The 14,838-nt window shown below is 71.3% G+C and carries 13 protein-coding genes; 5 read left to right on the top strand and 8 right to left on the bottom strand.

Annotated features, from left to right (window positions below; genetic code table 11):
• Nucleotides 1-33: 33 nt before the first annotated feature.
• Nucleotides 34-1,320 carry a geranylgeranyl reductase family protein gene (locus ACGFRG_RS31765; protein WP_361430926.1) on the bottom strand — a complete coding sequence of 429 codons (1,287 nt, stop codon included), beginning with the start codon at nucleotides 1,318-1,320 and terminating at the stop codon, nucleotides 34-36.
• A gap of 100 nt (nucleotides 1,321-1,420) precedes the next feature.
• Between ACGFRG_RS31765 and ACGFRG_RS31760 the strand changes: the two genes are divergently transcribed.
• The gene (locus ACGFRG_RS31760) at nucleotides 1,421-1,960 is read left to right on the top strand and encodes a GNAT family N-acetyltransferase (RefSeq protein ID WP_361430927.1); all 540 of its coding nucleotides are present in this window, start codon (nucleotides 1,421-1,423) and stop codon (nucleotides 1,958-1,960) included.
• Between the two features lie 287 nt (nucleotides 1,961-2,247).
• Here the strand turns inward: ACGFRG_RS31760 and ACGFRG_RS31755 are convergent, their stop codons facing one another.
• The 5 genes from ACGFRG_RS31755 to ACGFRG_RS31735 all read right to left on the bottom strand — a co-directional run bounded on the left by ACGFRG_RS31755 (nucleotide 2,248) and on the right by ACGFRG_RS31735 (nucleotide 7,629).
• On the bottom strand, nucleotides 2,248-3,159 hold the full coding sequence (locus ACGFRG_RS31755; RefSeq protein ID WP_361430928.1) for a glutaminase: 912 nt from the start codon (nucleotides 3,157-3,159) through the stop codon (nucleotides 2,248-2,250).
• A gap of 19 nt (nucleotides 3,160-3,178) precedes the next feature.
• Nucleotides 3,179-3,874, bottom strand: a complete 696-nt coding sequence (locus ACGFRG_RS31750; RefSeq protein WP_361430930.1) for a demethylmenaquinone methyltransferase — start codon at nucleotides 3,872-3,874, stop codon at nucleotides 3,179-3,181.
• Nucleotides 3,875-4,008: 134 nt separating this feature from the next.
• Entirely contained in the window at nucleotides 4,009-4,554 is a 546-nt protein-coding gene (locus ACGFRG_RS31745) for a hypothetical protein (RefSeq protein WP_361430931.1), read from the bottom strand.
• Between the two features lie 14 nt (nucleotides 4,555-4,568).
• Entirely contained in the window at nucleotides 4,569-5,768 is a 1,200-nt protein-coding gene (mqnC, locus tag ACGFRG_RS31740; RefSeq protein ID WP_361430932.1) for a cyclic dehypoxanthinyl futalosine synthase, read from the bottom strand.
• Between the two features lie 127 nt (nucleotides 5,769-5,895).
• Nucleotides 5,896-7,629: a serine/threonine-protein kinase gene (locus tag ACGFRG_RS31735; RefSeq protein WP_393269499.1), complete on the bottom strand. Its 1,734-nt coding sequence runs from the start codon at nucleotides 7,627-7,629 to the stop codon at nucleotides 5,896-5,898.
• Between the two features lie 220 nt (nucleotides 7,630-7,849).
• Between ACGFRG_RS31735 and ACGFRG_RS31730 the strand changes: the two genes are divergently transcribed.
• Complete coding sequence (locus ACGFRG_RS31730; protein WP_361430934.1) at nucleotides 7,850-8,896, top strand: alpha/beta hydrolase-fold protein; 1,047 nt, start codon at nucleotides 7,850-7,852, stop codon at nucleotides 8,894-8,896.
• A 45-nt stretch (nucleotides 8,897-8,941) separates the two neighbouring features.
• Here ACGFRG_RS31730 and ACGFRG_RS31725 read toward each other — a convergent pair whose 3' ends face one another.
• Nucleotides 8,942-9,790, bottom strand: a complete 849-nt coding sequence (locus tag ACGFRG_RS31725; protein ID WP_361430935.1) for a menaquinone biosynthesis protein — start codon at nucleotides 9,788-9,790, stop codon at nucleotides 8,942-8,944.
• Between the two features lie 283 nt (nucleotides 9,791-10,073).
• Between ACGFRG_RS31725 and ACGFRG_RS31720 the strand changes: the two genes are divergently transcribed.
• Nucleotides 10,074-10,277, top strand: coding sequence for a cold-shock protein (locus ACGFRG_RS31720; RefSeq protein ID WP_003967102.1), 204 nt, complete (start codon nucleotides 10,074-10,076; stop codon nucleotides 10,275-10,277).
• Between the two features lie 115 nt (nucleotides 10,278-10,392).
• Here the strand turns inward: ACGFRG_RS31720 and ACGFRG_RS31715 are convergent, their stop codons facing one another.
• Nucleotides 10,393-12,189, bottom strand: coding sequence for an AMP-dependent synthetase/ligase (locus tag ACGFRG_RS31715; RefSeq protein ID WP_393269495.1), 1,797 nt, complete (start codon nucleotides 12,187-12,189; stop codon nucleotides 10,393-10,395).
• Between the two features lie 95 nt (nucleotides 12,190-12,284).
• Between ACGFRG_RS31715 and ACGFRG_RS31710 the strand changes: the two genes are divergently transcribed.
• Together ACGFRG_RS31710 and ACGFRG_RS31705 are read left to right on the top strand one after the other, a co-directional pair.
• On the top strand, nucleotides 12,285-13,295 hold the full coding sequence (locus tag ACGFRG_RS31710; RefSeq protein WP_393269493.1) for an AraC family transcriptional regulator: 1,011 nt from the start codon (nucleotides 12,285-12,287) through the stop codon (nucleotides 13,293-13,295).
• Between the two features lie 175 nt (nucleotides 13,296-13,470).
• Nucleotides 13,471-14,625, top strand: coding sequence for a lipase family protein (locus ACGFRG_RS31705; protein WP_393269490.1), 1,155 nt, complete (start codon nucleotides 13,471-13,473; stop codon nucleotides 14,623-14,625).
• Nucleotides 14,626-14,838: the final 213 nt, after the last annotated feature.

Genomic DNA, 14,838 nt, shown 5'->3' with positions numbered 1-14,838 from the left:
GACGGCCCTCAGCTACTGCCGGTTGCAGGCGGGTCAGGCCTTCGGGGCCACCTTGGAGAGGCCGTTGATGATGCGGTCCATCGCGTCGCCGCCCGTGGGGTCGGTGAGGTTGGCGAGCATCTTCAGGGTGAACTTCATCAGGACCGGGTGCGTGAGGCCGCGCTGGGTGGCGATCTTCATGACCTTCGGGTTGCCGATGAGCTTCACGAAGGCACGGCCGAGCGTGTAGTAGCCGCCGTACGTGTCCTTGAGGATCTTCGGGTAGTTGTGCAGCGCCAGTTCGCGCTGGGCCGGGGTCGCGCGGGCGTGGGCCTGGACGATGACGTCCGCGGCGATCTGGCCCGACTCCATGGCGTACGCGATGCCCTCGCCGTTGAACGGGTTGACCAGGCCGCCCGCGTCACCGACGAGCAGCAGGCCCTTGGTGTAGTGCGGCTGGCGGTTGAAGGCCATGGGGAGGGCGGCGCCGCGGATGGGGCCGGTCATGTTCTCCTCCGTGTAGCCCCAGTCGGCGGGCATGGAGGCGCACCAGGCCTTCAGGACCTCGCGCCAGTCGAGCTCCTTGAAGGAGGCGGAGGTGTTGAGGACGCCGAGGCCGACGTTGGAGGTGCCGTCGCCCATGCCGAAGATCCAGCCGTAGCCGGGCAGCAGCCGGTCCTCGCCCGGGCCGCGCCGGTCCCACAGCTCCAGCCAGGACTCCAGGTAGTCGTCGTCGTGGCGGGGCGAGTGGAAGTACGTCCGCACGGCGACGCCCATCGGGCGGTCCTCGCGGCGGTGCAGGCCCATGGCGAGGGAGAGCCGGGTGGAGTTGCCGTCGGCGGCGACCACCAGGGGGGCGTGGAAGGTGACTTCGCGCTTCTCCTCGCCGAGCTTGGCGTGGACGCCGGTGATACGGCCCGTGCGGTCGTCGATGATGGGCGCGCCGACGTTGCAGCGCTCGTGCAGGCGCGCGCCCGCCTTCTGGGCCTGGCGGGCCAGCTGCTCGTCGAAGTCGTCGCGCTTGCGGACGAGTCCGTAGTCGGGATAGCTGGCGAGGTCCGGCCAGTCCAGCTGGAGGCGGACGCCGCCGCCGATGATCCGCAGGCCCTTGTTGCGCAGCCAGCCGGCCTCTTCGGAGATGTCGATGCCCATCGCCACCAGCTGCTTGGTGGCACGCGGGGTCAGCCCGTCGCCGCACACCTTCTCGCGCGGGAAGGCGGTCTTCTCCAGCAGCAGTACGTCGAGTCCGGCCTTGGCCAGGTAGTACGCGGTGGTCGACCCGGCGGGGCCGGCCCCGACGACGATCACATCCGCGGTGTGTTCGGAGAGGGGCTCGGTCACAGCGGGTTCTCCCGAAGACTCGATTTTGCGTGCCGGAAAGCACAGGACATGTGCAGTCTATGGGTGGTTGTTGATCGACTTCGCGAAGGGTTGCCCCGCCATGAGCTCCACTGACTCCACCGCTGGTTCCGCCGAGGAGAAGTCCCTGCCCGTCGTACGGCTGCGGGTGCCGACCGAGGAGGACGCGTACGCGTGGCACGAGGTGTTCGACGATCCGGAGGTCATGGAGTTCCACGGGGGCGCGTCCGCGGAGCTTTCGGTGTACGACGAGCTGACGGCGCGCCAGCGCAAGCACGACGCGGAGCGGGGGTTCTGTCTGTGGACCCTCCTCGACGAGGACGACCGGGTGATCGGCTTCACCGGGGCGCAGCCGTGGCCGCACGCGTGGGGGCCGGTGGGGGAGGTCGAGATCGGCTGGCGGCTCGCCCGTTCGGCCTGGGGCCGGGGGTACGCGACGACCGCGGCGAGACTTGCCGTCGAACGTGTACGGGCTGCCGGGGTCGACCATGTCGTGGCCATGGTCGACTCCCGGAACGCGCGGTCCGTGGCCGTGACGCGGCGGTTGGGGATGACGCTGGCGGAGACGTTCACGACGCCGGTGGGTGGGCGGGAGGGGTACTGCTTCCGGCTGTCGCTGTAAGCGGCGTTGATGCTCACCTGCGGGCCGGTGGGGGCGGAGCCCCGGGGGGCGTGCGGTTCGTCTGCGGACCGGTGGGGGCTGGTCGCGCAGTTCCCCGCGCCCCTAAACACCGGGGGGTGGACGTGTTCCAGCCAACCTGACGCCCGGCCCCCCAGGGGCGCGAGGCTGTGTCGATTTGCGGCTCCGCCGCGGTGGGGGTCCCCCCTGTTCGAGCGGAGTCGAGAACTTGGGGGAGCGATCAGCCCCCACCGGCCCGCAGACCAATGGCCCCCAGGACGGGCGCGCCGTCAGAAGACCGACAAGCCGGTCAGGGTGGTGAAACGATCCAGCGCCGCCACACCCGCCACCGAGTTGCCCCGCGCGTCCAGGCCCGGGCACCACACGCACAGCGTGCAGTGGCCCGGGACGACCGCGACGATGCCGCCGCCCACGCCGCTCTTGCCGGGCAGGCCCACCCGGTACGCGAAGTCACCGGCGGCGTCGTACGTCCCGCACGTCATCATCACCGCGTTGATCTGCTTCGCCTCGCTCCGGGTCAGCAGCCGGGAGCCGTCGGCGCGCAGCCCGTGGCGGGCCAGGAAGCGCGCCGCGAGCGCCAGGTCCTCGCAGCTCATCTCGATCGCGCACTGCCAGAAGTAGTGGTCGAGGAGCGTGGGGACGTCGTTGGCGATGTTGCCGTACGAGGCCATGAAGTGGGCGAGCGCCGCGTTGCGGTCGCCGTGCGCGGACTCGGACTCGGCCACGTCCGCGTCGAAGGCGAGGTCCGGGTTGCCGGTCTCCTCCTTCAGGAACTCCAGGATCTCGCTGCTCGCGTCCCCGGTCAGCGTCTGGAGCCGGTCGGTGACGACGAGCGCGCCCGCGTTGATGAACGGATTGCGCGGAATGCCGTTCTCGTACTCCAACTGCACGAGGGAGTTGAACGGGTTGCCCGAGGGCTCGCGGCCGACGTGGTCCCAGAGGCTGTCGCCGCCGCGCGCGAGCGCGAGGGCGAGCGTGAAGACCTTGGTGATCGACTGCGCGGAGAACGGCCGCTGCCAGTCCCCCACTCCGTACACCTTGCCGTCGAGGTCGGCGACGGCCATGCCGAAGCGCGACGGGTCGACGTCGGCGAGGGCGGGGATGTACGCGGCGGGGGTGCCGCTGCCGACGAGGGGCGCGACGTCCTCGGCGATGCGTTCCAGGACGGCCTGGTAGTCCACGGTGCTGCTGCCCGCCCGGCTACTGGGGCTTGTAGCCGCGGTGCAGGGCCACGACGCCGCCGGTGAGATTGCGCCAGGCGACCTTCGACCAGCCGGCCCGCTGGAGCTTCGCGGCGAGTTCGCTCTGGTCGGGCCAGGCGCGGATGGACTCGGCGAGATAGACGTACGCGTCGGGGTTCGACGAGACGGCCGTCGCGACCGGGGGCAGCGCGCGCATCAGGTACTCGGTGTAGACCGTACGGAACGGCTTCCAGGTCGGGTGCGAGAACTCGCAGATGACGACGCGGCCGCCGGGGCGGGTGACGCGGAGGAGCTCGCGCAGGGCGGCGTCCGTGTCCTGCACGTTGCGCAGGCCGAAGGAGATGGTGACGGCGTCGAAGGTGTCGTCCTTGAACGGCAGCTTCGTGGCGTCGCCGGCGGTGAGGGGGAGGTGCGGGTGGCGCGCCTTGCCGACCTTCAGCATCCCGATGGAGAAGTCGCAGGGGACGACGTACGCGCCGGTCGCGGCGAACGGGAGCGACGACGTGGCCGTTCCCGCCGCGAGGTCGAGGACCTTCTGCGCCGGGCGCGCGTCGACCGCCTTCGCGACCTCCTTGCGCCAGAGGCGGGCCTGGCCGAGGGAGAGCACGTCGTTGGTGAGGTCGTAGTTCGCGGCGACGTCGTCGAACATCGAGGCGACTTCGTGCGGCTGCTTGTCCAGGGATGCGCGGGTCACTCCCTCATTGTGCCCCCGGGGCTCCGCCCCGCCGCCCACGCCCCCCGTGTTGCCCTGCGGGCGTGCTGTTTCGCCTGCGGACCGTGCTGGGTTGCTCGCGCAGTTCCCCACCGGACCGCAGACGCACAAACACCTCAACGCGCCCGGTACACCAGCCGACCGTCCAGCACCGCCACCACGCACATCCCCCCGTCGAAGACCGCGAACCGGGCCGGCCCGCCCACCCGCAGGGGTGGCAAGGGGCTGCCCGCGTCCAGGGACGGCACCCCGGACGGGGCGGGCTCAGACGGGGGCAGCACCGCCAGCCCCGACCGCCGCACCGCCTCCACCACAGAACGCGACCGCAACTCCCCCGCCACCGCCAAAACCCCCCGCGCCAGCAACCGCTGCACCCCGCGCCGAGCGCTCCCGCCCCGCCGCGCCTCGTCGAGGGGGAAGTCCGGGTCGAGGATCGGCGAGGTACCGAGCTCGTCGGCCTCGCGCGGGTCCGGGTGATAGGCGCGTTCGAGCAGCTCGGGCCCGTACGGATTGACCAGGCCGGGGCGGAGCGCCCCGGGCCAGCGCCGCACCCGCGCGGCGGGATACGCGGCCGCCAACTCCTCGTACGCCCCGATCGCCGCCACCACCGCGCCCTCGACCACGACGGCCTCCCCCACGGCCGGGGCGTGAAGCGTCAACACGTGAAGGCCGGGCCCTAGTTGGAGGCCAGCAGCTTCAGCTCGGGGTGCGCTGTGCCGCCCTCGATCGCCGTCGAAGAGATGTGGGACATGACCCGCTCGTCGACCGGGTCGTTCGCCGGGTCGTCGTGGACCAGCAGGTGCTCGTACGTCGTCGCGCGCTGCGCCGGGACGCGGCCCGCCTTGCGGATCAGCTCGATGATCTCCATGCGGTTGGAGCGGTGCTTGGCGCCCGCCGAGGAGACGACGTTCTCCTCCAGCATGATCGAGCCCAGGTCGTCCGCGCCGTAGTGCAGCGACAGCTGGCCCGCCTCCTTGCCGACGGTCAGCCAGGAGCCCTGGATGTGGGCGACGTTGTCGAGGAAGAGCCGCGCGATCGAGATCATCCGCAGGTACTCGAAGACGCTCGCCTGCGTACGGCCCTTGAGGTGGTTGTTCTCGGGCTGGTACGTGTACGGGATGAAGGCCCGGAAGCCGCCCGTCCGGTCCTGTACGTCGCGGATCATCCGCAGGTGCTCGATGCGCTCGGCGTTCGTCTCGCCGGTGCCCATCAGCATCGTGGAGGTCGACTCGACGCCGAGGCCGTGCGCCGTCTCCATGATCTCCAGCCAGCGCTCGCCGCTCTCCTTCAGCGGCGCGATCGCCTTGCGCGGCCGCTCGGGCAGCAGCTCGGCGCCCGCGCCCGCGAAGGAGTCGAGACCGGCCGCGTGGATACGGGTGATGGCCTCCTCGACCGACACCCCGGAGATCCGGGCCATGTGCTCGACCTCGGACGCGCCGAGGGAGTGGATGACCAGCTGCGGGAAGGCCTGCTTGATGGCGCTGAAGTGCTTCTCGTAGTACTCGACGCCGTAGTCCGGGTGGTGGCCGCCCTGGAACATGATCTGGGTGCCGCCCAGTTCGACGGTCTCCGCGCAGCGGCGCAGGATGTCGTCGAGGTCGCGCGTCCAGCCCTTCTTGGTGTCCTTGGGGGCCGCGTAGAAGGCGCAGAACTTGCACGCCGTGACGCACACGTTGGTGTAGTTGATGTTGCGCTCGATGATGTACGTCGCGATGTGCTCGGTCCCGGCGTACCGGCGGCGGCGCACCGCGTCGGCGGCGGCGCCCAGCGCGTGCAGCGGGGCGGAGCGGTAGAGGTCGAGGGCCTCTTCGGGGGTGATGCGCCCACCCGCCGCGGCACGGTCGAGGACGGACTGAAGCTCGGCCTTCTCAGTCACCGGAGTGTCCCTTTCGGCGGGGTTCGGACGGACCGCGCCAGCCTACGCCAGCACGTCGGCACGGCCTCGGTCCGGGTGGCCGAGCCCTTACTTCTCGACACTTCTCGACCGGCCCCCGCTTCTTCACCTACTTCTTCTTCACCAGCGTCGCGTACGGCTTGCCCGCGCCCTCCTCCTGGGATTCGTACTTGAGGGTGCCGTCCGCGTTGCGCGTGAAGACCAGCGTGGCCGTGCCGCTGGTGCACAGGCCCGCCATGCCCGGCCGGGACGGGTCCGTACGCTCCTCGATCGTCACCTTGTCCGCCGTGGCGGACACCAGCTTGCCGATCCCGAAGCACTCCACGGTCGTACCGATGACGGTGATCTTGGACGAGGTGAGCACCACGTCCCTGTCCTTGGAGCCCGGCGAGAACACCGCCGTCAGATCGCCGTGCGGCTGCCCGGTCGACGACTCGGTCATCGGGCCCTGCCAGGTCCCCCAGAACGCCTGCGGCAGCTCGGACACCGATCCGCTGCTGTCCCCGGACGACGAGCTCGACGGACGCGGAGTGCCCGAGGAGGCCGAGCCGCTGGCCTTGTCACTGCCGCCGCCGCGCCCCGGCAACAGGTCGAAGACGAACGCGCCCCCGACCGTCACCGCCGCCAGCGCGCCCGCGACCGCGAGCGCCACCGTGCAGCTGACTCGCCGCCCGCGCCCCCGCTCGACCGGCTCGACCGCCGTGCCCATGGAGAGGGAGACGCGGGGCGGCGCGGCGGGCGGCTCGGGCGTACGCGGCCCGGGCACGGCGTCGGCGATCCCCGCCCCCGTACCGCCAGCAGCCACCCCGTTCCCGTACGCGTACGAGCCACCGCTCTGCGACGCGACCGGCGCACCGGCCCCGTACGACGCGTCCGGCGGGCCGAACACCCCCACCGACGGGCTGCTGAACGCCACCGGGCCCGGGGCGTCCGTGGCCGGAGCCTCCGGTTCCAGATCCAGCAGCCGCACCGCCGACCGGCTCACCTCCTCCACCAGCGCCCCCGGCAGCCAGCCGGTCGCGACCAGGGCGGCGGCGCCCGCGGGGGCCAGGGACCGGGCGAGTTCGGCGGGGGCGGGGCGGTCCGCCGCGGTCTTGGCCAGGCACGCGGCCACCGCCGCCCGCAGCTCGCCGCCGAGTCCACCGCCCAGCTCCGGCTCCTCGTGCACCACCTTGTAGAGGAGGGCGGCCGAGGAGTCGCCCGGGAACGGCGGCGCGCCCGTGGCCGCGTACGCGAGCACCGCGCCCAGCGAGAACACGTCGGCCGCCCCGGTGACGCCCTTGCCCAGGATCTGCTCGGGCGACATATAGCCCGGGGACCCGATGGAGACACCGGACGCGGTGAGCGAGGCCGTGCCGTCCGTGGCGCGGGCGATGCCGAAGTCGATCAGCCGGGGCCCGTCCAGCGTGAGCAGCACATTGGAGGGCTTCACGTCCCGGTGGACCAGGCCGAGCGCGTGCACCGCCGCCAGCGCCTCCGCGAGCCCGGCGCCCAGCGCGCGCACCGCGTGCTCGGGCAGCGGGCCGTGCGCGGTGACCGCCTGGGCGAGCGAGGGGCCCGCGACATAGCCGGTGGCCACCCACGGGACCGCCGCCTCGGGGTCGGCGTCCAGGACCGGCGCGGTCCAGGCGCCGCCGACCCGCCGGGCCGCCTCCACCTCGTGGCGGAAGCGGGCCCGGAACTGCTCGTCGAGCGCGAAGTGCGGGTGGACGACCTTGACCGCGACCGTACGACCACCGGCGCTGCGGCCCAGATAGACGCGGCCCATGCCGCCCGCGCCGAGCCTGCCGAGCAGCCGGTAGGCGCCGATGGTGCGCGGTTCGCCCGCTTCGAGCGGCTGCATCGCGATCTGCTCCCCCAAGGAGGCCCCGACCGAGAGACCAGGGCCGTCAAGTACGGTCGAACAGCAGCGTAGAGGGCGACGTGGGCGGGATCACTGGCTCGTGTCGGATCCGAGACGTACGGCGGCGAACCGTATCGAACTCTTGGCCGTCTCTCCCTGCGGAGATCGCACGAGAAACGCACACTTGGCCTGTAAGCGACAAAACACCTCGGAGCACCGTATGAATCGCCGTCCCGCCGCGCTCATAGCCGCCGCCGTCCTCGGCTCGGTCGTGCTGCTCACCGGCTGCTCGGACGAGGGCAAGCCGGTCAGCTTCGACGGTGGCAGCTCGTCCCCGGCGGCACCGCCCAAGGGCGGCGGCAGCAAGGCGCCGCAGACGCCGCAGGACAAGAACGCCTCCGAGGTCAGCGCCAAGACGCTGCTGCCGACCGGCCCCAAGGCCACGTTCACCACGCAGAACACGCTGGAGGACGGCACCAAGATCGGCGTGACCACGCTGGTCGGCAAGAAGTCGGGCTTCACCGGCAAGGTGTGGGTGTGGGCGCCGAAGCAGTACTTCGACCCCAAGTACGCCCAGAGCGGCTTCCCGGTGCTCATAGCCCTGCCGGGCGGAAACGGTTACCCCAAGAACTACTGGATGGGCACCGACCTCAAGCTGCAGAGCAGCATCACCGAGTGGTCGAAGGAGGGCAAGAGCGTCCCGTTCGTCGTGGTGATGCCGGTCCTCAACCCGGACGCGAAGTACTACTACGACGGCAGCGACATCCCGGGCCACCCCAAGATGGGCACCTGGATGACCGAGGACGTGCCGGACTTCGTGAAGGCGAACTTCCGCACCTTCAAGTCCCGTGACGGCTGGGCGTTCATGGGCTCGTCCTCCGGCGGCTTCGTCGGCCTGAAGTCGGTGCTCAAGCGCCCCGACCAGTTCCGGGCCGTGATCGCCTCGGGCCCCGACACCGTGCCGGACTCCCCGCTGTGGGCCGGCCACGAGGCCGAGAAGCAGGCGAACAACCCCGAGAAGCTGGCCCAGGCCCTGATCGACAGCAACGGCCCCGAGGTCGACCTCGCCTTCCAGATCGGCACCAAGGAAGGCGGCATGGCGAATCTGAAGGGGTTCATCGACCGCTACGGCAAGGGCCCGGTCAAGACCCATCTCCAGGTCATCCAGGGCGGCAAGCACAACGCCCACACGTACATCAAGGGGATGGGCGACGGGACCATGCAGTGGATCAGCCAGCACCTGATGGCCCCGATCCCGTCGTCCTGACGCTTTCCGGCACCGCCTTCCGGCAACCGGCTTTCAGCGACCCGGTTACGCGCCGAGCAGCGCGACCGCCACGTCCGCCGGGAACCCGGTGGTCGGGCCGGTCCGGCGGGCGAACTCCCGTACGCCCTCCAGCTGCGCGGCGCCGAACCGGAAGTCCAGCGTCGTGAAGTAGCGCTCCAGGAGCTCCGCGTCGAAGACCTCCCAGCGGGCGGCCTGCTCGGCGACCTTGGTGACCTCCTCCAGGGAGAGGTCGCGGGAGGCCAGGAACGCCTCGTGGACCTCGCGCACCACCTTCGGCTCGCGGGCCAGGTAGTCCTTGCGGGTCGCCCACACGGCGAAGACGAACGGCAGGCCCGTCCACTGCTTCCACATGGTGCCCAGGTCGTGGACCTCAAGGCCCAGCCGCGGGGCGTCGTGCAGGGAGGCGCGCAGCGCGGCGTCCCCGATCAGCACCGCCGCGTCCGCCTCCTGCATCATCAGGCCGAGGTCGGGCGGGCACGAGTAGTAGTCGGGCGCGACGCCGTACCGCTCGGCGAGCAGGAGCTGTGCCAGGCGTACGGAGGTGCGCGAGGTGGAGCCGAGCGCCACCCGGGCGCCGTCGAGCCGGTCCAGCGGCACCTGGGAGACGATCACGCAGGACATGACGGGCCCGTCACAACCGACCGCGAGGTCGGGAAACGCCACCAGGTCGTCCGCGTTGCGCAGGAACTCCACGAGGGTGATCGGGGCGATGTCCAGATCGCCGCGGACCAGCTGCTCGCTGAGCTTCTCGGGGCTGTCCTTGGTGAGTTCCAGATCAAGGAGGGTGCCCGTACGGGCGAGGCCCCAGTACAGCGGCAGACAGTTGAGGAACTGGATGTGCCCGACCCGTGGCCGGGTGGTTGTTTGGTCCACATCGCGAGACTAGACCTGTCTGTTTTGTCCAGCTACGGCGGCCCTCCGACGGCTCTCCGGCGGCTCTCCCCGTCAGCGCTCCGAGGGGGCCATCAAACGTCCGGGTGACGTGATCTTTCCCTCTACCGCACCCCCGATCCTGCGTGCTACGCTCCTCGCAAGTTGCAGTTTGGTTTCCCTTGCAGTACAGAGCCTGCGGAGCATGTAACCCGCAGGCTTTTGTAGTTTTCAGACTTGTTTGCAGGTTCTGGAGCAGGGCAACCCTTTGGCCCAAGGAGGGCTTATGGCTACCGGAACCGTCAAGTGGTTCAACGCTGAAAAGGGCTTCGGCTTCATCGCCCAGGACGGCGGCGGCCCGGATGTCTTCGTCCACTACTCCGCGATCAACGCGTCTGGCTTCCGCTCCCTTGAGGAGAACCAGGTCGTGAACTTCGACGTCACGCAGGGTCCGAAGGGCCCGCAGGCGGAGAACGTCACCCCGGCCTAGTTGCCCGGGTCGGCGATCGCTGACTAGCAGTACCCAAGGAGCCCTTTCCCGTACGGCGACGTACGGGAAAGGGCTCCTGCCTTTGTGCCCGCCGGGGCGCATCGATTACTCACGATTACTCGTACAGTCGTTCTATTTCTGCCGCGTACCGTTCCGCCACCGCCCGGCGGCGGACCTTGAGCGTCGGGGTCAGCACCCCGCTCTCGATCGTGAAGTCCTCGTCCAGGACCGCGAAGGCGCGGATGCGGGCCGGGCGGGAGACGCGCGCGTTGGCCTCGTCGACGGCCTCCTGGACCAGGGCCCGTACGGCGGCCGCGTCCTTCCCCGCGACCTCCTCCGGCTCGACGGTGATCAGCGCGACCGGGTACGGGCGGCGGTCGCCGATCATCACCGCGTGCGAGACGAACCGCGAGCGCTCGATCGCGAGCTCGACCTCGGACGGGGTGAGGTTCTTCCCGGCGGACGTGATGATCAGGTCCTTCTTGCGGCCGGTGATGGTCAGGAAGCCGTCGTGGTCCAGGGCGCCCAGGTCCCCGGTGTGCAGCCAGCCGTCCGCGTCCAGCGCCTCGGCGGTGCCGGCCGGGTCGGCGTGATAGCCGGAGAAGACGTTCGCCCCGCGCGCCAGCACCTCGCCGTCCCCGGCGATCCGCACCTCGCACCCCTCGACCGGCCGCCCGACCGTCCCGTACCGCACGGCGCCCGGGTGGTTCAGCGTGATCACCCCGGCCGACTCGGTCATCCCGTACCCCTCGAAGACCGCGATGCCGGTGGCCCGCAGGAAGTCGAGGACGGCGGGGGCGATGGGGGCGCCGCCGGTGAGCGCCCAGCGCAGCCGTCCTCCGAACGCGGCCCGGACCAGCGCGAACAGCTCCTTGTCGGCGGCGGCGTGCGCCTCGCGCAGCTCGGGCGGCAGCTCGCCGTCGGCGGCGAGCACCCCGATCCGTACGGCCTCCTCGAAGCGGGCCCTGCCGTCCGGCCGGCTCTCCGCGAGCGCCAGGACGCTCTGGTGCACCTTCTCGAACAGCCTTGGTACGGAGGGGAGGTGGGTCGGCTGCGCCTCGGCCAGCTCCTTCACGACGTCCTCGACCCGGCCGCCGAAGTAGCAGAGTTCACCGCCGTAGAGGAGCGTGGAGAACTGGATGAGCTGGGCGAGGAGGTGGGCGAGGGGGAGGTAGAGATACGTTCGGTCGCCCGGGCCGCCCTCGGTGAGCGGGAGCGTGGCGTCCTGGACCGCGCCCAGGTTGGCGTGGGTGAGGCGGCAGCCCTTCGGGGGGCCGGTGGTGCCTGATGTGTAGACCAGGGTCGCGGGGTCCTCCGGGCGGACGGCTTTCTGGGTGGCCAGGAGGTGGTCAAGGGGTGCGTTGGCCCCTTCCCCCAGTACCGCCCAGGCGGGCGAGGGCTTCGCTTTCGGCTGCGGGTCGGTGGGGGCTTGTCGCGCAGTTCCCCGCGCCCCTGTAGGGCCTCCGGTAGCGCACAGCAAACGCAACTCCCCCAGACGCGGGAGACGGGGTCTCAGCGCTTCGACGCACGCCGCCTGCCGCTCGTCCTCGCACAGCACCACCCTCGCCCCCGAGTCCTTCAGGACCCACTCCACCTCCTCCTCACCCGCCGTCGGATAGATCGGGACGACCACCGCGCCCGCCGCGAGGCAGGCGAGGTGGGCGTACGTCCACTCGGGGCGGGTCTCGGCGAGGATGGCGACCCGGTCGCCGGGGCGGACGCCCAGCCCCAGCAGGGCGCGGGCCGTGCGGCGGACCGTGTCGCGGAGGTCCGTGTACGAGAGGGAGGTCCAGGTGCCGTCCGCCGCGCGGAACCGCAGGGCCGGGTGGGACGCGTACCGTTCCCCCACCCACTCCGCGAACAGGGCCAGCGTCCGGGGACGTCGTGCGCTCGGTTCCGTCGTGTCCGTCATATACCCGACGGTAACGACGGGCTTCGGTCGCGTGGGATGACAGGAAACGTCACCCCGGCTGACCGCAACGCTCAATCCCGCTACGGTCGTCGACCATGGGCAAGGGGACGATCACCGTGCACCATGTACGCGCCGTGCTGCGCGGCGCCGAGCGGCGCGGCGTCGACACCGTGCCGCTGCTCCAGGCCGCAGGCATCCCTCTGTCGCTCCTCGGCGACGACCGGGCGCGGGTGACGCCCGCCCAGTTCGCGCTCCTGTTCCGGGCGTTGTACCGGGCGACGGGCGACGAGTTCCTGGGCCTCGGCACGGCCCCGAGCCGCCCCGGCACCTTCGCCATGATGTGTTACGCGTCGCTGGCCTGCCGCGATCTGGGGGCGGCGATGCGGCGCGGGATCATGTTCTACGGCCTGTTCCCGGGCGGACCGAGGCTGACGCTCACCGGCGACGACGCCGGGGAGGCGGTCTTCACCGTCCGGGGCGACCTCGGCGGACGGGACCCGGACCACTTCCTCACCGAGTGCCTGCTGATCATCACTCACCGGCTGTGCAGCTGGCTGGTGGGCCGCCGCATCCCGCTGCTGCGGGCGTCGTTCGGCTATCCGCCGCCCCCGCACCAGGACGAGTACCCGTCGCTGTTCGGCTGCCCGGTCCGGTTCGGGGACGCGCGTACGGAGGCGGTGTTCGACGCGCGCTGGCTGACCGCGCCGCTCGTACGGGACGAGGCGGCGCTTGAGCAGATGCTGCGGCGCGCACCCTTCGAGCTGCTGAGCCGCCGGGCGTACGGGACGACGGTGGCCGAGCAGGTCCACCGCGACCTCGCCCGGGTCCTCCAGGACTCCCCGAGGCTGCCGTCCCTGGACGCCACGGCGGCCCGGCTCGCCCTCTCCCCGGCCACCCTGCGCCGCCGACTCCAGCAGGAGGGGACGTCGTTCCAGCAGCTCAAGGACGCGGTGCGGCGGGACGCGGCGATCGCGGGCCTGGCGGAGGGGCGCGAGCCGATCGCGGACCTGGCGGCGCGGCTCGGCTTCTCCGAGGACACGTCGTTCCACCGGGCGTTCCGCCGCTGGACGGGAACGACGCCGGGGGCGTATCGGCTGGGCCGGTGAAGGTGAGCGGAGCAGTACGGCTTCGGGTGCGGCTGGGCCGGTGAAGGGTGGGCGGTACGGCTTCAGGTGCGGCTGGGCCAGTGAAGGTGAGCGGTACGGTCAGCTCCGCACCTACTGACCGGTCACTACTGTCTCCCCAACTGCCCCCACCCCCCAGCACGTTGGGAGAGCCGCAATGCCCATCCGAACCAGAGTCGCCGGTGCGCTGACCGCCGGGCTCCTCCTCTCGGCAGCCACCCCCACGGCGTACGCGGCCGAGACGGACACCGCCACGCACCCCGGGGACGTGGTCACGTCCGCCCCCGCCGAGTTCCACCCGCTCCCCGGCCAGTGGACCAACACCCGTGCCTGGCACATCACTTACCGCTCGACGACCGCCAAGGGCGGCCCGAACGTCGTGTCCGGCACGGTGATCGTCCCGAACGACGGCCGCACCGGCCCGCGCCCGCTGGTGACGTACGCGGTCGGCACCGTCGGCATGGGCGACTCGTGCGCGCCGAGCGCGGGATTCCCGTACGGGACGACCGTGGAGGCCACCCTCATCAACCAGATCGTGCAACGCGGCTGGGCGGTCGCGGTGACCGACTACGAGGGCCTGGGCACGCCCGGGGACCACACGTACACGGTCGGCCGGGCCGAGGGCACGGCCATGCTCGACGCGGCCCGCGCGGCCCAGCACCTCGGCGTCCCCGGCGTGGACGCCAACTCCCCGGTGGGGATCATGGGTTACTCCCAGGGCGGCCAGGCCAGCAGCTGGGCGGCCGAACTGCACGACTCGTACGCACCCGAGCTCAAGGTCAAGGGCACGGCGACCGGCGGCGTCCCGGCCGACCTGCTGAAGGTCGCGAAGGCCGACGACGGCGGCCTCGGCTCGGGCCTGATCTTCATGGCGGCGGCGGGCCAGAACGCGGCGTTCCCGGAGCTGAACCTGGACGCGTACCTGAACCCGGCGGGCAAGGCACTGGTCAACTACTTCCGCACGAACTGCGTAGCGATCGACTCGATCGTGGGCTCCTTCAAGAAGATCACCGACCTGACGGTCAAGAACCCCCTGGAACAGCCGGACTGGCAGGCCCGCCTGAACGAGTCCCACCTGGGCACCCACGCCCCCGACGCCCCGGTGTACCTGTACCACGGGACCCTGGACGAGCTGATCCCGTACGACGTGGGCCAGGCCCTGCGGGCGGATTGGTGCGCAAGGGGCGCGAACGTCTCCTGGCACGCGCTCCCGCTGCTCGGCCACATCGGCGGGGTGACGGTGGGGGCGCTGCCGGCGGCGGACTGGCTGGCGGACCAGTTCGCGGGGCGGGGGACGGGGGGCAACTGTTAGGTACGGGGTGCGCCAAGGGGGCGCGGGCCTGTGGGTGACCGCTCGGCACCGGGTGCCTTAAGGGGCGCGGGGCTGTGTCGATTTGCGGCTCCGCCGCGTGGGCGCGAGCAACCCAGCACGGTCCGCACCCTCAAGAGGGTTAAGGGGCGCGGGGAACTGCGCAACCAGCCACAGACAGCCCGCACCCAAACGACCGCATCCAGCGAACCGGCG

The organism is Streptomyces sp. NPDC048696, from assembly GCF_043198895.1.
GTDB lineage: Bacteria > Actinomycetota > Actinomycetes > Streptomycetales > Streptomycetaceae > Streptomyces.
This window is presented reverse-complemented; position numbering and strand designations above follow the sequence as displayed.